Raw genomic sequence first — 19,480 nt, 5'->3', positions numbered from 1 at the left:
CACATGGTGAAGCAGGGGAAGAAGGCGCCGAAGGCGTCCAAGGCGCCGAGCAGGACGCGCAGGGCGGTGCTCTTCGGCGGGCTCGGGATCTTCACGGTCGCGGCGATCGCCGGGCGGGAGGAGATCGGCCGGGCCTGGTGGCTGATGCCGGGGGTGAGCAAGCCGCGCAAGGAGGGCGAGCTGGACCACGCCGGCGCGAGCTGGACGGCGGCCTCGCCGGCGAACTGGCGGCTGGCGGACCGGCCCGACGACTACCGGGTGGACCGGATCGTCGTCCATGTCACCCAGGGGGGCTTCGACTCCTCCGTGGACGCGTTCAAGAACCCCTGGCACAAGGCGTCCGCGCACTACATCGTGCGCGGGGACGGGCACATAGAGCAGATGGTGCGCGAGCTGGACGTGGCGTTCCACGCGGGGAACCGCTCCATGAACGAGCGCAGTGTCGGCATCGAGCACGTGGGCTTCGTCGACCGGCCGAAGGACTTCACGGACGCGATGTACGCGGCGTCGGCCAGGCTGGCGGCCGACGTCTGCCGCAGGTACGGCATACCGGCGGACCGGGGGCACATCGTCGGCCACTCGGAGGTCCCGGGCGCCGACCACACGGATCCGGGCCGCCACTGGGACTGGGACCGGTACATCCGCATGGTCGGCGAGGCCCTGGCGGCCGGGTAGGTCCGGCCGGCGGGCTCGGCCGACCGGATCCGAAGGAGACGCCCTAGCTGAGGCCTGCCGTGCGGGCGCGTTCGACGGCCGGGCCGATGGCCGCGGCCAAGGCGGCGACGTCGTCCTTGGTGGAGGTGTGGCCCAGGGAGAAGCGCAGGGTGCCGCGGGCCAGCTGGGGATCGGTGCCGGCGGCGAGCAGGACGTGGCTCGGCTGGGCCACGCCGGCGGTGCAGGCCGAGCCCGTGGAGCACTCGATGCCCTGGGCGTCGAGCAGCAGCAGCAGGGAGTCGCCCTCGCAGCCGGGGAAGCTGAAGTGGGCGTTGGCCGGGAGCCGCTCCTCGGGGTCTCCGCCGAGCACGGCGTCGGGAACGGCCGCGCGGACGGCGGCGATCAGCTCGTCGCGCAGGGCGCCGATCTCGGTGGCGAAGCGCTCGCGCCGCTCGGCGGCGAGGACGGCGGCCACCGCGAAGGCGGCGATGGCCGGCACGTCGAGGGTGCCGGAGCGGACGTGCCGCTCCTGGCCGCCGCCGTGCAGGACGGGGACGGGGCTCTGGTCGCGGCCCAGCAGCAGGGCGCCGATGCCGTAGGGGCCGCCGACCTTGTGGCCGCTGACGGTCATGGCGGCGAGGCCGCTGTCCGCGAAGGAGACGTCGAGCTGCCCGAAGGCCTGGACGGCGTCGGAGTGCAGCGGGATGCCGTGCTCCCGGGCGGCGGCGGCCAGTTCGCGCACCGGCATGACGGTGCCGATCTCGTTGTTCGCCCACATGACGGTGGCCAGGGCCACGTCGTCGGGGTTGCGCTCGACCGCTTCGCGGAAGGCGTCCGCGTGGACCCGCCCGTAGCGGTCCACGGGCAGGTACTCGACCTGGGCGCCCTCGTGCTCGGCGAGCCAGTGGACGGCGTCGAGCACCGCGTGGTGCTCGACGGGGCTGGCCAGGACCCGGGTTCTGGCCGGGTCGGCGTCCCGGCGGGCCCAGTAGAGGCCCTTGACGGCGAGGTTGTCGGCCTCCGTGCCGCCGGCGGTGAAGACCACCTCGCTGGGGCGGGCGCCGATCGCGTCGGCGAAGGCCTCGCGGGCCTCCTCGACGGTGCGGCGCGCCCGGCGGCCGGCGGCGTGCAGGGAGGACGCGTTCCCCGTGGCGGCGAACTGCGCGGACATCGCCGCGGCGGCCTCCGGCAGCATCGGGGTGGTGGCGGCGTGGTCGAGGTAGGCCATGATCCCCCGATTCTACGAGCCCCCGGGGCCGCCCCTCGCCCCGCCCGTCAGGTGCGGGGGGCCCGGGCGAGCTGGCGGGACTGGGCGACCAGGTGGCCGGCCGAGTCCCAGACCTCGGCGTCCTCCTCGAGGAAGCCGCCGGCCAGGTTGCGGGTGGTGATGGAGATCCGCAGCGGCCCGGGGGCCGGGCGGCGCCGGACGTGGGTGGTGAGCTCCACGGTCGGGGTCCAGCCCATCAGGCCGAGGTCGAAGGCGGTCGGCGGCAGCGCGTCCACCGCCAGGAGCATGGACAGCGGGTCGGCGTCGCGGCCGTCGGCCAGCTCGAACCAGGCCCGCATCTCGCCCTTGCCCGAGGGGGCGCCCAGCGCCCAGCCCGCGGTGGCGGGATCCAGCCGCAGCCGCAGCCGGTCGACGATCGCGGAGCTCCCGGGGATCGGCGCCGGGCCGGCCTCGGGGCCGATGCAGTCCTCGTACGCGGGCATGGCGGGAGGCAGCGCCGTGGTCCGCACCTCGTCGGACAGGGCGGACAGGTCGCCGTAGGAGGCGAGGACGCGGATGCGCTCGACCTCGGCGCCGCTCTCGTCGTACTGGAACAGCGAGGCCTGACCGGTGGAGAGGGTGCGGCCGACCCGTACGACCTGCGTGCGGATCACGGCGGGGCCGGGCACGGAGGAGGTCAGGTAGTGCGCGGACACGGTGAAGGGGTCCGGGTGCGGCAGGGCGGCCGCCAGGGCGCGGCCGACGAGGGCCAGCAGGTATCCGCCGTTGACGGCGGTGATGATCGTCCAGCCGGCGGAGAGCTCCGCGTCGTACACCCCGGGCTCGTCCGCGCGCGCGGTGACGGTGGTGTCGCGGTCGAACTCGCTGTCGCCGATGGTTGCCTGGGCAGCTGCGTGTGACATGAAACCGACGGTACACCGGCTTCCTACTAAGCGGTAGCTTTCTTTTGTTACGGCTCTTCGGCCACCGACGAGCGGCGGTTCCAGGCCAGCGGCGCACGCCAGTGGTAGCGCATGGCCAGCAGCCGCAGGACGAAGGTGGTGACGATCGCCAGGCCGGTGGTCACGGCGTTGAGGGAGTCGAAGGCGATCGCGACGGCGACCATCGAGGCGCCGACGACGGCGGGCACGGCGTACATCTCGCGGTCGCGCAGCAGCGAGGGGACGTCGTTGGCCAGTACGTCGCGCAGTACGCCGCCGCCGACGGCCGTGGCCAGTCCCAGGGCGGCGGACGCGGTGAGGCCGAGGCCGTACTCGTAGGCCTTGGTCGTGCCGGTCACGCAGAAGAGGGCGAGGCCGGCCGCGTCGAAGACGTTGATGGCGCGGTTGATCCGCTGGACCTCGGGGTGCAGGAAGAAGACGAGCGCGGCGGCGATCAGCGGGGTCACGAAGAAGCTGAGCTCCCCGAAGGCGGCCGGGGGGACCGCGCCGATCACGAGGTCGCGGAACAGGCCGCCGCCGAGGGCGGTGACCAGGGCGAGGACGGCGATGCCGAAGACGTCGAAGTTCTTGCGGACGGCGAGCAGGGCGCCCGCGGTGGCGAAGACGAAGATGCCGGCGAGGTCCAGCGCATGCTGAACCCCGGGCGGGAAGAGATCGTGGAGCACCGGCTCATTGTCGCCTGTGGCGGCCCCGCCCCCGCCCCCGCCTCGAACGCCGGCGGGAGCCGATGCGCCGGCGGGGCTGGATGGGGGTCCAGCCCCGCCCGCGTTTTCGGCCGCTACTCCGAAACCGTGACCACCGCGTCCGCCGCGCCCGGCAGGGGCTTGTCGCCCGGCGCCTGGTCGGGGGCGTTCTCGGGGTGGTGGCAGGCCACCTGGTGGCCGGTCTTCAGGGCCAGCAGCGGCGGCTCCTGCGTCGTGCACACCTGCGTCGCCTTCCAGCACCGCGTGTGGAAGCGGCAGCCGCTCGGCGGGGAGATCGGCGACGGCACGTCGCCCTTGAGCAGGATGCGGCCGCTCTTGACCCCGCGCCGCCGCGGGTCCGGCACCGGCACCGCCGACATCAGCGCCGTGGTGTACGGGTGCATGGGCGCCTCGTACAGCGACTTGTTGTCCGCCAGCTCGACGATCTTGCCGAGGTACATCACCGCGATCCGGTCCGAGACGTGCCGGATGACCGAGAGGTCGTGCGCGATGATCACGTACGTGAGGCCGAGCTCCTGCTGGAGGTCGTCCAGCAGGTTGACCACCTGGGCCTGGATGGAGACGTCGAGCGCCGAGACGGGCTCGTCCGCCACGACCAGCTTCGGCTTCAGCGCCAGGGCCCGCGCGATGCCGATGCGCTGGCGCTGACCGCCGGAGAACTCGTGCGGGTAGCGGTTGTAGTGCTCGGGGTTGAGGCCGACGAGGGACAGCAGCCGCTGCACCTCCGCCTTGAGGCCGCCCTCCGGCTCCACGCCCTGGAGCTTGAACGGCGCGCTGACGATCGTGCCCACCGTGTGCCGGGGGTTCAGCGAGCCGTACGGGTCCTGGAAGATCATCTGGATGTCGCGGCGCATCGGCCGCATCCCGGCGACGCCGAGGTGCGTGATGTCCTTGCCCTCGAACTCGACGGTGCCGCCGGTCGGTTCGAGCAGCCGCGTGATCAGCCGGCCCATCGTCGACTTGCCGCAGCCGGACTCGCCGACGACGCCCAGGGTCTCACCGCGCCGGACGTCGAAGTCGATGCCGTCGACGGCCTTGACCGCGCCCGCCTGCCGGCGCAGCAGCCCCTTGGTGAGGGGGAAGTGCTTGGTCAGGCCGGAGACCTTGAGCAGCACCTCGGGAGCGGGAGCGTCGGGAGAGTCCGTGGCCTGCTCGGGGATGACGGCCGGATCCGTCTTCTTGATGTCGGTCACAGCTTCGGCGCAATCTCTTCGGTCCAGATCCGGGTCCGCTCCTCCTGCGACATGTGGCAGGCGGACCAGTGGCGGGTGCCTTCCTCCTCGACCAGCTCCGGCCGCACCGTGCGGGTCACGTTGCCCTTGGGTACGTCGGCGTACGGGCAGCGCGGGTTGAAGGCACAGCCGCTCGGGATGTTGATCAGGCTGGGCGGCGAACCCTTGACCGGGATGAGGCGCTCGGTCTGTTCGCGGTCGATGCGCGGCATCGAGCCCAGCAGGCCCCAGGTGTAGGGGTGCCGGGGCTCGTAGAAGACCTTCTCGGCCGTGCCGCGCTCGACGCACCGGCCGCCGTACATCACGAGGAGTTCGTCGGCCATCTCGGCGACCACGCCGAGGTCGTGCGTGATCATGATGACCGCGGAGCCGAACTCCTGCTGGAGGTCGCGGATGAGGTCGAGGATCTGCGCCTGGACGGTGACGTCCAGGGCGGTCGTCGGCTCGTCCGCGATGAGCAGCTCGGGGTTGTTGACCAGCGCCATCGCGATCATGGCGCGCTGGCGCATGCCGCCGGAGAACTCGTGCGGGTAGCTGTCGACCCGCTTGTGCGGCTCGGGGATGCCCACGCGGTCCAGGAGCTCGACGGCGCGGGTGCGCGCGGCCTTCTTGTCGACCTTGTTGTGGACCCGGTAGGCCTCGGCGATCTGCTTGCCGATGGTGAAGTACGGGTGCATGGCCGACAGCGGGTCCTGGAAGATCATCGCGATCTCCCGGCCGCGCAGCCTGCGCACCTCGTCCTCGTCCGCGGAGAGCAGCTCCTTGCCGTCCAGCCAGATCTCGCCGGAGATCCGGGCCCGCTGGCGGCCGTACTGGCCGACGCGGTGCAGGCCCATGATGCCGAGCGAGGTGACCGACTTGCCGGAGCCGGACTCGCCCACGATGCCGAGGGTCTTGCCCTTCTCCAGCGTGAAGGAGAGGCCGTCGACCGACTTGACCAGTCCGTCCTCGGTCGGGAAGTGCACCTTGAGGTCGCGGACCTCGAGGAAGGCGGAGGGGGGCCGGGTGCCGGCGACGGGCTCGTTCAGCGCACCGGTCTTGGTGAGATCGGTCATGACAGCCTCACTCGGGGGTCGATCACCGCGTACATGAGGTCGACGATGAGGTTCGCGGCGACGACGAAGAACGCGGAGATCAGGGTGATGCCCAGGATGACCGGCAGGTCGTGGTCGCTGATGGCGCGGACCGCGTTGTAGCCGAGGCCGTGCAGCGAGAAGGTGGACTCGGTCAGCACCGCGCCGCCCATCAGGGCGCCGAGGTCCAGGCCGAGGACGGTCAGGATCGGCGTCATCGTGGAGCGCATGGCGTGCTTGCCGATGACGACGGGCTCGGTCAGGCCCTTGGCCCGGGCCGTGCGGATGTAGTCCTCGTTGAGGACTTCGAGCATGGTCGCGCGGGTGAGCCGCGCGTACATCGCCGCGTAGAGGAAGGCGAGCGAGACCCACGGCAGGACCATGCCGTTGAACCACTTGGCCGGATCGTCGGCGAACGTCGCCTCGGGACGCCCGAACCAGCCGAGCTGGTCGGAGAAGAAGGCGATGAAGAGCATGCCCGTGAAGTAGATGGGGAGGGAGACGCCCGCGAGGGCGATGCCCATCACCGAACGGTCGAGGACCGTTCCGCGCTTGAGGGCGGAGATGACGCCGGTGGCGACACCGCCGATGACCCAGATGACGACGGCGCCGACGGCGAGCGACAGGGTGACCGGCAGCCAGTCCAGCAGCAGCGGCCACACCTCCTGCTCGGTCTTGAAGGAGTAGCCGAAGCAGGGCGCGGCGCATTGCGTGACGTCGGAGCCGTTGGCGTACGTACGACCCGCCACCAGCCCGACGACGAACTTGCCGAACTGGACGAGGATCGGGTCGTCGAGACCCATCTTCTGCCGGATGCCCTCGATGGCCGCGGGGTCGGACTGCTTACCGACGAAGTAGAGCGCCGGATCCGTCCCGATCAGCTTCGGGAAGAGGAAGAAGATTCCGAAGGTCACCAGCGAGATGACCAACAGCATGACGATGACGGCGAAGATCCGTCGGATGAGATATGCAAGCACTGCGCTCGGCCTGGCTGCGGCCCGGGGGCGCCCCCTTCTGGAGAGCGCCCCCAGGCCGAAACCGCGGCCATCACCTGCCCTTCGTGCCTAGCGGGTGTGGCACTGGAACACTGGAACTGGACTGCCTGGCTGACTGCCTGACGGACGGACCGTTACTTCACGACACCGAGCGACGCGTAGTCGTAGCGGCCGTTGTAGGCGTCGGTGGTGTAGGCGTTCGTCAGACGGCTCGAACGCCAGGTGATCGTCTTGTCGTAGACGAAGGGCAGGTAGACCGCGGCCTCGGAGACCTTCTGGTTCATCTGCTTGTAGATGTCGCCGGCCTTGGTCGGGTCGGTCTCCGCGATGGCGTCGTCGAACAGCTTGTTGATCGCCGGGTCGTTCAGCTCGGAGAAGTTGTTGTTGCCGCTCTGCAGGATGAAGCGGCCGTCGACCAGCGGCTGGGAGAAGCCCTGGCCGGACGGGAAGTCGGCGCCCCAGCCCATGATGATGATGCCGTAGCCCTTCTCCTTGACGACCTTCGGCGAACCGATGATGCCGGAGGTCTGGGCGCCGTCGAACTGGTCGACGTCGGCCTCGATGCCGACCTGCTTCAGGGCGTTCTGCAGGGAGACGGCCGTGGCGACCTCGACCGGCTTGTTGTTGCGGACCGCGATGGTGGTCTTGAAGCCGGACTCCTTGCCGCAGGCCTTGAGGGCCTCCTTGGCCTTCTCGACGTTCGGCTTGCCGTCGTTCTTCAGGACCTCGTACGGGTCGTACTTGCCGTCGGAGCCCTTGATGCCCAGCGGGAGCATGTTGGGGGCGATGTCGCCACCGGCCTGCGGGCCGCCGCGGGCGGTCTGCAGGGACTTCTTGTCGGCCGCGTAGATGACGGCCTTGCGGCACTCGATGTTGTCGAACGGCGCGACGGTCTGCGGGAAGACGGCGTACCGGATGAAGCCGGTCTGGCCGTTGTCCAGGTTGCCCTTGTGGTCCTTCAGCGCGGTGGCGCGGGCCGCCTGGCCGATGCCGGTCGCGTTGAGGTCCAGGTCGAACTCGCCGTTCATCAGGCGCTTGTCCATGTCGTCCGCGTTCGACATGAAGGTGACCGAGATGGAGTCCGGGAGCGCCTTGCGGATGGTGTCCGACTCGGGCTTCCAGTTCTCGTTGCGCGAGAGCTTCATGCTCTTGTTGGGCTCGTACGAGTCGATCTTGTACGGGCCGCTCGAGAAGGGCTTCAGGCCGTACTTGGCCGCCGTGTCCTTCTCCTGCTTGACCGGGCTCGCCGCCGGCATGGCCAGCATCTGCTCGAAGTCGCCGTTGGGCTGCGGGAGCTTGAAGACGATGGTCTTCGCGTCCGGGGTCTCGATCGCCTTCAGGCCGAGCTTGTCCGGGGCGGTGTCCTTGTACGGGCCCGGGTACTCGGTCTTCGGGTCGAGGACCTGCATCAGGTAGACCGGGCCGCCGGAGATGACGTCCTGGGCCCAGGTGCGCTCGATGCCGTACTTGATGTCCTGGGCGGTGATGGGCGTGCCATCCTCCCAGGTCACGTTGTCCTTGAGGGTGTACTTGTACGTCTTGCCGCCGTCGCTGATGTCGGCCTTGGCGGTGGCGAGGTCGGGGACGAGCTCGGTGCTCTGCTCACCCGGGGCGGCCTTGTAGCTGACCAGCTGGCGGGTGTAGTAGCGGGAGAAGTCCCACATGAAGCCGTAGTAGCCGCGCTGCGGGTCCCACGAGTCGGCTTCCTGGGTGCCGACGAACTTGAGCTCGCCGCCCTTCTTGTCCGACGCGTTGGCGATCTTGCCGATGCCGGCGTTGAAGCCCCCGCCGGAGGCCGCCTTGTCGTCCTTCTTCTCGTTTCCGCCACAGGCGGTCGCGGTCAGCATGACCGCGAGCACGACGGCCGTGCCAGCGGCAAGCCTGCGCTTCGACGTGCGATGGGTAGTCACGATGCTCGCAACCCTCCGGTTGTAGTTACGGTGTGCGTACGGCTCGAAGCCGGTTCCTGATGAGCCCTGCGATGGCTAGCGGGAGCCCTTCGGGTCGAGGGCGTCACGGACGCCGTCGCCGAAGAGGTTGAAGGCCAGCACGGTGATGAAGATCGCTACGCCGGGGAAGATCATGAAGAGCGGATCGTCCTCGTAGGTCCGCACGGCCGTGGAGAGTGTTTCCCCCCATGACGGCGTGGGCGGCTTGACGCCGACTCCGAGGAAGCTGAGGGCGGCCTCGGTCAGCACGTTGGTGGGGATCATCAGCGTCGAGTAGACGGTGATGGGCGCCACCAGGTTCGGGAGCAGTTCGCGGAAGAGGATGTACATGCGGCCCGCGCCGAGGCTGCGCGCGGCCTCGACGTACTCGCGCTCGCGCAGCGACAGGGTCTGTCCGCGCACGATGCGGCCGATGTAGGGCCAGCCGAAGAACCCGATGACCAGCACCAGTACGGCGATCCGCAGGCCCGATCCCTCGAAGCCCCACAGCTTGCCCGGGATGACGGAGATCAGCGCGATGATGAAGAGCAGCTGCGGGAAGGCCAGCAGCAGGTCCATCACGCGGCTGATCGCCGCGTCGACCCAGCCGCCGAAGTAGCCCGCGATGATGCCGAAGAAGGTGCCCAGCGTGACCGCCACGAAGGCGGACAGGAAGGCGACCAGGAGCGAGATCCGGGCGCCGTAGACGATCCGGCTGAACACGTCGCGTCCGTTGACCGGCTCGACGCCCAGCAGGAAGTCGCCGCTGATACCGCCCCAGTCGCCGGCCGGCAGGCCGAGCAGCGGGTCCAGCATGTCCTCGTGCAGCTCCTCCGGCGGGTGGCCGAAGGCCTTGACGATCAGCGGCGCGAAGATCGCGACGAGGATCAGCAGGAGTACGACGACACCGCCGGCCAGGGCGACCTTGTCGCGCTTGAGGCGCAGCCAGGCGATCTTCCACGGCGAACGTCCCTCGATCGCCTTCAGGGGAATTCCGGGGGCGGCCACGGCTGCGGGCTCGGCCGCGGTGGTGTCGTGCAGTGGTGCCGTCATCGTGGTGGGGACCCCTCTCGGCCGACGGTGGCCGGCCCATGCCCGCCGCTGTGGCGGCTTGTTTCTTTCGGCGTCGCGTGATGGTGCGATGGGCGCGAAATGCGCCTGAAGTGCACGTGAAGGGCTGGTGATTGTCAGATTGACCGGCCTTCGGTGGGGGGAGTCTTCAACGCCCTCTCAATCGGCCGCCAGACCTGCCGGGGATGTGATGCGCAACCGTGATCTGCACCGCCACCTTCCGTTATCCGAACCGCGCGCTCTGTTGAGCGGTGAAACACCGCCTGTTCGTGGCGGAACGGACATCCGGCCCAACTACCGTTTCGGGAGCAGATCTTGGGCGCATTCGGTGGATATGCCGAAGGCCGCACCGAGGGGACCGGTGCGGCCTTCGAGATGGATGTCTCGGTATGCGGATGTCTGGAAATCAGGCGTGTACGGCCCCAATTCCCTGTCAGTACGCGGGTGCCGGGCCCTCGCGGTCGTAGAAGGGACGGGTCTGCGCGCGCAGCCACATCGCGACGGGGTCGTGCTCGTCCGCCAGCGCGACCGTGCACACGGGGACGCCCTCGGGGACCACGCCGACCGACTGGCGCATCATCTCCCGTACGGATTCCAGCGCGGGCGCGGAGGCGTCGTACAGGTCGAGCCCGACCGCCAGGTACGGGGACCCGAGCGCGGGCTGCACCCAGGCGCGGCGCAGCGACCGGACGGCCGGGGTGCGGTGCGCGTGCTGGGTCAGCAGCCCGTAGAACTGCGGGAGCTCCAGGGAGGGCTCGGACAGCCGCAGCGGCCCGGCCGGCATCCGGTCCAGGCCGGTCGCGATCCGGCGCAGGTCGGCCCACGGGACGCCGAGGCCGCCGCCCTGGGCGTGCGGGTTGAGCCACAGGCCCCAGCGGTCCGGGTAGAGCGCGCGGGCGATGTCCCGCCCGGTGACCACCTCGTAGCCCCGGTTCCAGCCGCTGGCGGCCAGCTCCTGCGGCGAGGTCACGCACGGGGCGTAGCCGAGGCTCTCGACCTCCATGCCGCCGTACTGGGCGTCGGGGGAACCCGGCTGCCCCTGCCACAGCAGCATCCACACGCGGCCCTCCGCGAGGGCGTGCAGAAGCGACTCGTAGCTCTCATAGCGCCCGGGAGTCACCTGGCGCAGCATGTGCTCGACCTGCCCGGCCGCGGCCGTGCCTGACGCACTCACCCGGTACCCCTCTTCGTCCGCCCGTCGTCCACGCGTACCCCAGCTTAAGCGGCCCTACGGAAGGTAGAAGGGGCGTACGCGCTCACGAATCCAGTCCGTGACCGGGTCCTGCACCGCGTCGAGGAGGATCAACTGCACCGGCCAGGGCGCCGGGACACGGGTCAGGGCCCGGCCGAGGGCCTCCATCGGGGCTCCGCGCACCTCGGGCTCCCATCCCACCAGGCGGACACCGATGAACAGCTCCGGCTCCCCGCCCTCGACGCTGGCGAGGCAGCGGTGCGCGGCCGCGACCACGCCGGTGGTCCGGAACTCCTCGGCGGCGGCGGCCAGGAAGTCCACCGGGTCCTCCTGCCAGTCGGGCTCGTAGAGCCGGACCCGACCGCCGGTGGACGGCCCGTCGAGCGGGCTCCGCCCGGTGCGGCACAGCTCCGCGACGGCGGGCGGGGGCAGGGGGACGCCGACGGCGCCCTCGGGATTGAGGGCGATGCCGAGCTGCGGGGGCAGGCCGCGGGCGAACTCCACGGCGGGGGCCACGGCGAAGTCCATGCCGGGGCCGACGCAGGAGCGGAACTGGGCCTCGGAACTGTAGACGGGGACGTACGCCGCTCCGCCGATGTCCATGGTGGGCAGGTCGAGGCTCGCGGCGTCGGGGGAGCCGCCGCCGGGCAGGGGCACCCAGATCGGGCTGCGCCCGAGCACCTCCAGGATCCGGCCCCCCGCGTCCGGCTGCCCGAGCGCCGCGCCGAGCACCTGCTCCAGCTCGTTCGCGGGCCAGCCGGTGCCGTTGCCGCTGACGCTGCCTTGCATGTGCCCGTTGCCTCCGTCTGTGGTCCGCCGCGTGTCGAGGCGAGATTATCCGCTGCGCCCCGGCCCCGGGCTCCGCCGGGGGAGCCCGCTCCCCGGATGCCGGAGCAGCGCCTGCGGCCCCGCTCCCGGGGCTCCGCCCCGCACCCCGCTCCTCACACGCCGGAGGTGCTGGATGCGCCGACCTCGGCGGCCTGCCCCGTCCAGCCCGGCCGGGGCTAGGCGTGGAAGGTGATGTGGGACACGGCGGCAGCCGACGGCCGGTCCAGGAGGGTGACCGAGGCACAGCCCGCCGGCGGCCGCCCGGCCTCGGCTTCGCGCAGCAGCCGCGCCACCGCGGCCCGGTGGCGGGCGAAGGCGTACGCCGAGACCCCGCGCCCCCGCGCCGCCTGCCCGGACAGCGCCTCCTGCGGGCTGCTGTCCAGGAGCACCAGGTGCAGCTCCCGGCCCCGGCGGCGCGCGACGGCCGCGAGCAGGCCCCGTACCCATGCCTGGGTGCCGCAGTCGTGCACGACCACCGAGGCTCCGGAGCGCAGGGTCCGCCACAGCCCCCAGTAGTGCGCGGCCCGCACCAGCGGCCGGTACGCCCCGTACGGAAGCCCCGGGGGCATCCGCCGCTCCCAGCGCTCGCGGGTGTCCTGGGAGTCGATCGCACCGCCCTCGGCGGCCGCCCTCTTGATCAGCGTGCTCTTGCCCCCGCCCGGCAGGCCGGACACCACGACGATGTCGCCCGCGGCGAAGCCGAGCCGGCGCGCCCCCCGCGCCCCGGCCCCGCGCAGGTCCCGTACCCGGCCGGCGCCCGCGCCCGCACATGCCGCACCGCCGCCGCCGCGCTGCGCCGGCACCGCGTCCACGGTTGCCACAGCCGCCACCACTCCGAATCGCCGCACAGTGTTCGCCTCCCCCGAATCGGGTCGCCAGGACCCTTTCCCACTGAGTGTAAAGAGACGGTAATCCGGCAGCACCGGTTCCGTTCCGGCCTTCCGGGCCCCCGTACGAACTTTCGGGGCCCCACGCCCGATCACCACGAGGGCGTGCAATGATGTGCGCCATCTGGACCAACTGCATACCGGCCGCTTGAATCCGCGCGGGAGAGTCCCGGCACGCCGCGAGGCCGTGCACGGGCGCCGAAGGAGCAAGAACCTCCCTTGAATCTCTCAGGCCCCGTACCGCGTGGATGAGGCAGATCTGAAAAGCGAGCCGTCCGACGGACGGCTCCACCCAAGGTGCAAGCCGACGGTCCCCGGCAGCGGGGGCGCTATCGGCGAACCTCTCAGGTTCCGATGACAGATGGGGAGGACCTTCCTCGTCATGTCATGCCCTGGGACTCGGGAGCCACACCCATGAGCAACGCCCCCCGTCTGACCGCACTCGATGCGCTGCACCGCTCGCTCGGTGCGACCATGACCGACTTCGCGGGCTGGGACATGCCCCTGCGGTACGGCAGCGAGCGCGACGAGCACAACGCCGTGCGCACCAAGGCCGGCCTCTTCGATCTGTCCCACATGGGCGAGATCACCCTGACCGGCCCGGAGGCCGTCAAGGTCCTGGACTACGCGCTGGTCGGCAACATCTCCACCGTCGGCGTCGGCCGCGCCCGCTACACGCACATCTGCCAGGAGGACGGCGGGATCCTCGACGACCTGATCGTCTACCGCCTCGGCGAGACCGAGTTCATGGTCGTCGCCAACGCCTCCAACGCCCAGGTGGTGCTGGACGCGCTGACCGAGCGCGCCGCCGGCTTCGACGCCGAGGTCCGCGACGACCGCGACGCGTACGCGCTGATCGCCGTGCAGGGTCCGCAGTCCCCCGGCATCCTCGCCTCGCTCACCGACGCCGACCTGGACGGGCTCAAGTACTACGCCGGCCTGCCGGGCACCGTGGCCGGGGTTCCCGCGCTCATCGCCCGCACCGGCTACACCGGCGAGGACGGCTTCGAGCTGTTCGTCGCCCCCGAGCACGCCGTGGAGCTGTGGCAGGCGCTGACCAAGGCGGGCGAGGCCGTCGGCCTGGTCCCGGCCGGCCTGTCCTGCCGCGACACCCTGCGCCTGGAGGCGGGCATGCCGCTGTACGGGCACGAGCTGACCACCTCGCTGACCCCGTTCGACGCGGGGCTGGGCCGGGTCGTGAAGTTCGAGAAGGAGGGGGACTTCGTCGGCCGCGCCGCGCTGGAGGCCGCCGCCGAGCGCGCCGCGACGAACCCGCCGCGCAAGCTGGTCGGCCTGGTCGCCGAGGGCCGCCGCGTCCCGCGCGCCGGCTTCTCCGTGGTGGCCGGCGGCCAGGTCGTCGGCGAGGTCACCTCCGGCGCCCCGTCGCCCACGCTGGGCAAGCCGATCGCGATGGCGTACGTCGACGCGGCGCACGCCGCGCCCGGCACCTCCGGCGTCGGCGTGGACATTCGCGGTACGCATGAGCCGTACGAGGTCGTGGCCCTGCCGTTCTACAAGCGGCAGAAGTAGCCCCGTACGGCACTGCGCAGTACCGGCCGTCTCAGTACCCAAGACCCGCTGTTCACATCCACTCCCCCGCATCCAGGAGAATCAGGTCATGAGCAACCCCCAGCAGCTGCGTTACAGCAAGGAGCACGAGTGGCTGTCGGACGCCGAGGGCGGCGTCGCGACGGTCGGCATCACGGAGTTCGCGGCCAGCGCGCTCGGTGACGTCGTCTTCGCCCAGCTTCCCGCGGTCGGCGACACGGTGACCGCGGGCGAGACCTGCGGCGAACTCGAGTCGACCAAGTCGGTCAGCGACCTGTACTCCCCCGTCTCCGGCGAGGTCGTCGAGTCCAACCAGGACGTCGTCGACAACCCGGCGCTCGTGAACACGGACCCGTTCGAGGGCGGCTGGCTGTTCAAGGTGCGCGTCGCGGAGGAGCCGGGCGACCTGCTCTCCGCCGACGAGTACGCCAAGCTCACCGCCGCCGGCAACTGACCCAGGGGATCCTGATGTCCGTACTGAACACCCCTCTCCACGAACTCGACCCCGACGTCGCCGCCGCCGTCGACGCCGAGCTCGTACGCCAGCAGTCGACCCTGGAAATGATCGCGTCGGAGAACTTCGCCCCGGTCGCCGTCATGGAGGCCCAGGGCTCGGTCCTGACCAACAAGTACGCCGAGGGCTACCCCGGCCGCCGCTACTACGGCGGCTGCGAGCACGTCGACGTGGTCGAGCAGATCGCGATCGACCGCATCAAGGCGCTGTTCGGCGCCGAGGCCGCGAACGTCCAGCCGCACTCCGGTGCGCAGGCGAACGCCGCCGCGATGTTCGCCCTGCTGAAGCCGGGCGACACGATCATGGGCCTGAACCTGGCCCACGGCGGTCACCTGACCCACGGCATGAAGATCAACTTCTCCGGCAAGCTCTACAACGTGGTCCCGTACCACGTCGACGAGTCGGGCCAGGTCGACATGGCCGAGGTCGAGCGCCTCGCCAAGGAGTCCAAGCCGCAGCTGATCGTCGCGGGCTGGTCCGCCTACCCGCGCCAGCTGGACTTCGCCGCCTTCCGCCGCATCGCGGACGAGGTCGGCGCGTACCTGATGGTCGACATGGCGCACTTCGCCGGCCTGGTCGCCGCGGGCCTGCACCCGAACCCGGTGCCGCACGCCCACGTCGTCACCACCACCACGCACAAGACCCTCGGCGGTCCGCGCGGCGGTGTCATCCTGTCGACGCAGGAGCTGGCCAAGAAGATCAACTCCGCGGTCTTCCCGGGCCAGCAGGGCGGTCCGCTCGAGCACGTGATCGCCGCCAAGGCGGTCTCCTTCAAGATCGCGGCCTCGGAGGAATTCAAGGAGCGCCAGGTGCGCACCCTGGAGGGCGCGAAGATCATCGCCGAGCGCCTGGTGCAGCCCGACGTCACCGAGGTCGGCGTGTCCGTCCTCTCCGGCGGTACGGACGTCCACCTGGTCCTGGTCGACCTGCGCAACTCCGAGCTCGACGGCCAGCAGGCCGAGGACCGGCTCCACGAGATCGGCATCACGGTCAACCGGAACGCCATCCCGAACGACCCGCGGCCTCCGATGGTCACCTCGGGTCTGCGGATCGGCACGCCGGCGCTGGCCACCCGCGGTTTCGGCGCCGAGGACTTCACCGAGGTCGCGGAGATCATCGCGGCCGCGCTGAAGCCCGCCTACGACAGCGAGTCGCTGGGGGCCCGCGTCTCCGCGCTCGCCGCGAAGTTCCCGCTGTACCCGTCGCTCTAGTCACGGGCTCGGAAAGGGCCCGGCCTTGTTCTGCACAGGGTCGGGCCCTTTTCATGACCAAAGCCCCAGGCGAATGCGGCCCATTGCCACTGAATTCTTCAAGAAGCGGCAAATAGGCTCCGAATAAAGGAATCACCGCATCCCCTGGCAGGACGGACACCCACCCATGGACATGAGCGCAGCCGACAGGAAGGGACTCAGTCTCTTCGCGCTGGTCATGATCGGCATAGGCTCGATCTTCGGATCGGGCTGGCTCTTCGGCGCCGGCACGGCTGCCCAGGTCGCCGGTCCCGCGGCGCTCGTCGCCTGGGTCATCGGCGCGGTCTTCATCGGCATGATCGCCATGTCCTACGCCGAGGTGGGCGCGGCCTACCCGATCCCCGGCGGCATGGCCCGCTACGGCTCCCTCTCGCACGGTCCGGTCCTCGGCTTCATCAGCGGCTGGGCGGTGTGGATCGCGGTGGCCTCGCTGATCCCGATCGAATCGATCGCGGCGACCCAGTACATGTCCTCCTGGAGCTTCGGCTGGGCCAAGGACCTGGTGGACGCCCGGTCCCACCAGCTGACCGGCTTCGGCATGGCCGTGGCCCTGCTGCTCACCGTCCTGCTGTGGCTGTCCTGCTACTGGTCGGTCCAGCTCCTCGCGAAGATCAACTCCCTGCTGACCCTGGTGAAGTTCGCCATCCCGGTGCTGGCGGTCGTCGCGCTGATCGCCTCCGGCTTCCACACCGAGAACTTCACCGCCCACGGCGGTTTCGCGCCCAACGGATGGACGGCCGTCCTGACCGCCGTCACCACCTCCGGCGTGGTCTTCGCCTTCAACGGCTTCCAGGCCGTGGTGAACCTCGGCGGCGCCGCCAAGAACCCGGGCCGGGCCATTCCGATCGCCCTGGTCGGCGCGCTCTCGCTGGGCCTGGTCATCTACCTCGCCCTCCAGGCGGCCTTCCTGGGCTCCGTACCGCCGGAGCACCTGGCGCAGGCCGGCGGCTGGTCGGGCGTGAACTTCAACTCGCCCTTCGCCGAGCTCGCCAAGCTCCTGATGATCCACTGGGTCGTGGTGATGCTCCAGTTCGGCGCCTTCATCTCCCCGGCGGGCTCCAACATCGCCAACGTGGCCTCGGCCGCGTACATGGTCCAGAACCTCTCCGAGACCGGCTTCTTCCCGAAGCGGCTGGCCCGGACCCACCCCGTCTACGGGACCGCGCGCCCGGCGATGTGGATGAACCTGGGCTTCTCCGTCCTGCTGCTGGTCACCGTCGGCCACAGCTGGAAGACGCTCGCCCCGATCATCTCGGCCGCCATGGTCATCTCGTACCTCATCGGACCGATCGCGGTGGGCGTCTTCCGCCGCACCAAGCCGGACCTCGCCCGCCCCTTCCGCCTCCCCGCGGCCTCCGTCCTGTGCCCGCTGACCTTCGTCTTCGCCGCCTGCGCCCTGTACTGGTCGAAGTGGCCGAACACCGGTATCGTCACCGCGCTGACCCTGCTGGCCGCTCCGATCGCGGCGCTGGTGCTCTCCCGCAAGGGTGAGAAGAACCTCCTGCGGCAGTTCGCCCCCGCCTGGTGGATCGTCTTCTTCCTCGGAGCCCTGTCCCTGCTGTCCTGGCTCGGCTCCGCCGACTTCGGCGGCCGCGGCACCATCCCGGGCGGCCTGGACATCGCCCTGGTGGCGGCCATGGCGCTCGGTACGTACTTCTGGGCCGTACGGTCGGGGGTCGAGGCCCACCACGCGGGGCTCCCCGGCCCCGAGCCGGTCCTCGACGCCGAGGCCGACATCACGCCGGGCAACGCCCCGGAGCGGGAGCTGACCCCCGCATGAACTGACGTACGCTGCTTTAGCAGGGCAAGGGCGCCCACCGGCGCCCTTTGCCCGAAACCCCGCAAAGTCCGCCCAACCGTCGGTCGCCTCGATACCCTCCGAGGCAGCTGGACGGGTCGTTGTCTCCCCGCAACAGCGGGGATGTTCCGGGAGTCCGCCAGTGGCCATCTCCGTTTTCGATCTCTTCTCGATCGGCATCGGTCCGTCCAGCTCGCACACGGTCGGTCCGATGCGCGCCGCGCGCATGTTCGTGACGCGTCTGAAGAAGGACGGTGTGCTCGCCCAGACGGCGTCCGTGCGCGCCGAGCTGTTCGGCTCCCTCGGTGCGACCGGCCACGGCCACGGCACCCCCAAGGCGGTACTGCTGGGGCTGGAGGGCCACTCGCCGCGCACGGTGAACGTGGAGACGGCGGACGACGAGGTGGAGCGCATCCGCAAGAGCGGCCGGCTGCGGCTGCTCGGCGCGGAGATAGGCGATGGCCACGAGATCGCCTTCGACGAGCCGAACCAGCTGATCCTGCACCGCCGGCGCTCGCTGCCGTACCACGCGAACGGCATGACGCTCTTCGCGTACGACGCGGCCGGCGCCCCGCTGCTGGAGAAGACGTACTACTCGGTCGGCGGCGGCTTCGTCGTGGACGAGGACGCCGTCGGCGAGGACCGGATCAAGCTCGACGACACGGTGCTGAAGTACCCCTTCCGCTCCGGCGACGAGATGCTGCGCCTGGCCAACGAGACGGGCCTGTCGATCTCCTCGCTGATGCTGGAGAACGAGAAGGCCTGGCGCACCGAGGACGAGATCCGCGAAGGGCTCCTGGAGATCTGGCGCGTCATGCAGTCCTGCGTGGCCCGCGGCATGTCCCGCGAGGGCATCCTCCCCGGCGGCCTGCGGGTCAAGCGCCGGGCCGCCTCCACGGCGCGCCAGCTGCGCACCGAGGGCGACCCGATGATGCACCGCAGCGAGTGGACGACGATCTACGCGATGGCGGTCAACGAGGAGAACGCGGCGGGCGGCCGGGTCGTGACCGCCCCGACCAACGGCGCGGCGGGCGTGCTGCCCGCGGTCCTGCACTACTACACGAACTTCGTGCCGGGCGCGGACGAGGACGGCGTGGTCCGCTTCCTCCTCGCGGCGGGCGCGATCGGCATGCTGTTCAAGGAGAACGCCTCGATCTCCGGCGCCGAGGTCGGCTGCCAGGGCGAGGTCGGCTCGGCCTGCTCGATGGCGGCCGGCGCCCTCGCGGAGGTGCTGGGCGGCACCCCGGAGCAGGTCGAGAACGCGGCCGAGATCGGCATGGAGCACAACCTGGGCCTGACCTGCGACCCGGTCGGCGGCCTGGTCCAGATCCCGTGCATCGAGCGCAACGGCATGGCGGCGGTCAAGGCCGTGACCGCGGCGAAGATGGCGATGCGCGGCGACGGCAGCCACAAGGTCTCCCTCGACAAGGTCATCAAGACCATGAAGGAGACCGGCGCGGACATGAAGGTCAAGTACAAGGAGACCGCCCGCGGCGGCCTCGCGGTCAACGTCATCGAGTGCTGACCCGCGGCGGCCGGGCCGCGGCCGCGGGACACGGCCGGCACCACGGCGGCTGAGCCGCCGCGGCGGCGCCCGGCACCGGGCCCGGCGCGCACCACCTGCGCGCCGGGCCCTT

Annotated in this window: 17 protein-coding genes and 1 riboswitch; of the genes, 6 read left to right on the top strand and 11 right to left on the bottom strand. The window is 70.8% G+C overall.

Features of this window, described 5'->3' with window-relative positions; genetic code table 11:
- Window positions 1–3: 3 nt before the first annotated feature.
- On the top strand, window positions 4–675 hold the full coding sequence (locus AB0D66_RS04790; RefSeq protein WP_362296585.1) for an N-acetylmuramoyl-L-alanine amidase: 672 nt from the start codon (window positions 4–6) through the stop codon (window positions 673–675).
- Window positions 676–718: 43 nt separating this feature from the next.
- On the opposite strand, the gene AB0D66_RS04785 is transcribed toward AB0D66_RS04790, so the two are convergent.
- The 11 genes from AB0D66_RS04785 to AB0D66_RS04735 all read right to left on the bottom strand — a co-directional run bounded on the left by AB0D66_RS04785 (window position 719) and on the right by AB0D66_RS04735 (window position 12,658).
- Entirely contained in the window at window positions 719–1,882 is a 1,164-nt protein-coding gene (locus tag AB0D66_RS04785) for a cysteine desulfurase family protein (RefSeq protein WP_362296582.1), read from the bottom strand.
- Between the two features lie 47 nt (window positions 1,883–1,929).
- Window positions 1,930–2,784, bottom strand: coding sequence for a thioesterase family protein (locus AB0D66_RS04780; RefSeq protein WP_362296580.1), 855 nt, complete (start codon window positions 2,782–2,784; stop codon window positions 1,930–1,932).
- A gap of 47 nt (window positions 2,785–2,831) precedes the next feature.
- Window positions 2,832–3,488 (bottom strand): trimeric intracellular cation channel family protein, encoded by a 657-nt coding sequence (locus AB0D66_RS04775; RefSeq protein ID WP_362296577.1) that lies wholly within the window; start codon window positions 3,486–3,488, stop codon window positions 2,832–2,834.
- A 113-nt stretch (window positions 3,489–3,601) separates the two neighbouring features.
- Window positions 3,602–4,687 carry a dipeptide ABC transporter ATP-binding protein gene (locus AB0D66_RS04770; RefSeq protein WP_362296773.1) on the bottom strand — a complete coding sequence of 362 codons (1,086 nt, stop codon included), beginning with the start codon at window positions 4,685–4,687 and terminating at the stop codon, window positions 3,602–3,604.
- A 29-nt stretch (window positions 4,688–4,716) separates the two neighbouring features.
- Window positions 4,717–5,814, bottom strand: coding sequence for an ABC transporter ATP-binding protein (locus AB0D66_RS04765; RefSeq protein WP_362296573.1), 1,098 nt, complete (start codon window positions 5,812–5,814; stop codon window positions 4,717–4,719).
- Complete coding sequence (locus AB0D66_RS04760; RefSeq protein ID WP_362296570.1) at window positions 5,811–6,809, bottom strand: ABC transporter permease; 999 nt, start codon at window positions 6,807–6,809, stop codon at window positions 5,811–5,813. The genes AB0D66_RS04765 and AB0D66_RS04760 overlap by 4 nt, the downstream gene beginning before the upstream one ends.
- Before the next feature lie 152 nt (window positions 6,810–6,961).
- Window positions 6,962–8,737 (bottom strand): ABC transporter substrate-binding protein, encoded by a 1,776-nt coding sequence (locus AB0D66_RS04755; RefSeq protein ID WP_362296567.1) that lies wholly within the window; start codon window positions 8,735–8,737, stop codon window positions 6,962–6,964.
- Between the two features lie 75 nt (window positions 8,738–8,812).
- A complete protein-coding gene (locus AB0D66_RS04750; RefSeq protein ID WP_362296564.1) occupies window positions 8,813–9,808 on the bottom strand; it encodes an ABC transporter permease in 996 nt (331 codons plus the stop codon).
- 451 nt (window positions 9,809–10,259) lie between these two features.
- Window positions 10,260–11,000 (bottom strand): enhanced serine sensitivity protein SseB C-terminal domain-containing protein, encoded by a 741-nt coding sequence (locus tag AB0D66_RS04745; protein WP_362296561.1) that lies wholly within the window; start codon window positions 10,998–11,000, stop codon window positions 10,260–10,262.
- A gap of 54 nt (window positions 11,001–11,054) precedes the next feature.
- Window positions 11,055–11,807 carry an enhanced serine sensitivity protein SseB gene (locus tag AB0D66_RS04740; protein WP_362296558.1) on the bottom strand — a complete coding sequence of 251 codons (753 nt, stop codon included), beginning with the start codon at window positions 11,805–11,807 and terminating at the stop codon, window positions 11,055–11,057.
- A 215-nt stretch (window positions 11,808–12,022) separates the two neighbouring features.
- Window positions 12,023–12,658 carry an AAA family ATPase gene (locus AB0D66_RS04735; protein WP_362296770.1) on the bottom strand — a complete coding sequence of 212 codons (636 nt, stop codon included), beginning with the start codon at window positions 12,656–12,658 and terminating at the stop codon, window positions 12,023–12,025.
- 224 nt (window positions 12,659–12,882) lie between these two features.
- Window positions 12,883–12,986, top strand: a riboswitch (glycine riboswitch).
- A 161-nt stretch (window positions 12,987–13,147) separates the two neighbouring features.
- Between AB0D66_RS04735 and gcvT the strand changes: the two genes are divergently transcribed.
- The 5 genes from gcvT to AB0D66_RS04710 all read left to right on the top strand — a co-directional run bounded on the left by gcvT (window position 13,148) and on the right by AB0D66_RS04710 (window position 19,368).
- Window positions 13,148–14,263: a glycine cleavage system aminomethyltransferase GcvT gene (gcvT, locus tag AB0D66_RS04730; RefSeq protein WP_362296556.1), complete on the top strand. Its 1,116-nt coding sequence runs from the start codon at window positions 13,148–13,150 to the stop codon at window positions 14,261–14,263.
- Between the two features lie 88 nt (window positions 14,264–14,351).
- Window positions 14,352–14,735 (top strand): glycine cleavage system protein GcvH, encoded by a 384-nt coding sequence (gcvH, locus tag AB0D66_RS04725; RefSeq protein ID WP_362296553.1) that lies wholly within the window; start codon window positions 14,352–14,354, stop codon window positions 14,733–14,735.
- A 14-nt stretch (window positions 14,736–14,749) separates the two neighbouring features.
- Window positions 14,750–16,006 carry a serine hydroxymethyltransferase gene (glyA, locus tag AB0D66_RS04720; protein WP_362296550.1) on the top strand — a complete coding sequence of 419 codons (1,257 nt, stop codon included), beginning with the start codon at window positions 14,750–14,752 and terminating at the stop codon, window positions 16,004–16,006.
- 166 nt (window positions 16,007–16,172) lie between these two features.
- Window positions 16,173–17,825, top strand: coding sequence for an APC family permease (locus AB0D66_RS04715; RefSeq protein ID WP_362296547.1), 1,653 nt, complete (start codon window positions 16,173–16,175; stop codon window positions 17,823–17,825).
- Between the two features lie 160 nt (window positions 17,826–17,985).
- Entirely contained in the window at window positions 17,986–19,368 is a 1,383-nt protein-coding gene (locus AB0D66_RS04710; RefSeq protein ID WP_362296544.1) for an L-serine ammonia-lyase, read from the top strand.
- Window positions 19,369–19,480: the final 112 nt, after the last annotated feature.

It is taken from the genome of Streptomyces sp. NPDC048270 (assembly GCF_040652335.1).
Taxonomy (GTDB): domain Bacteria; phylum Actinomycetota; class Actinomycetes; order Streptomycetales; family Streptomycetaceae; genus Streptomyces.
This window is presented reverse-complemented; position numbering and strand designations above follow the sequence as displayed.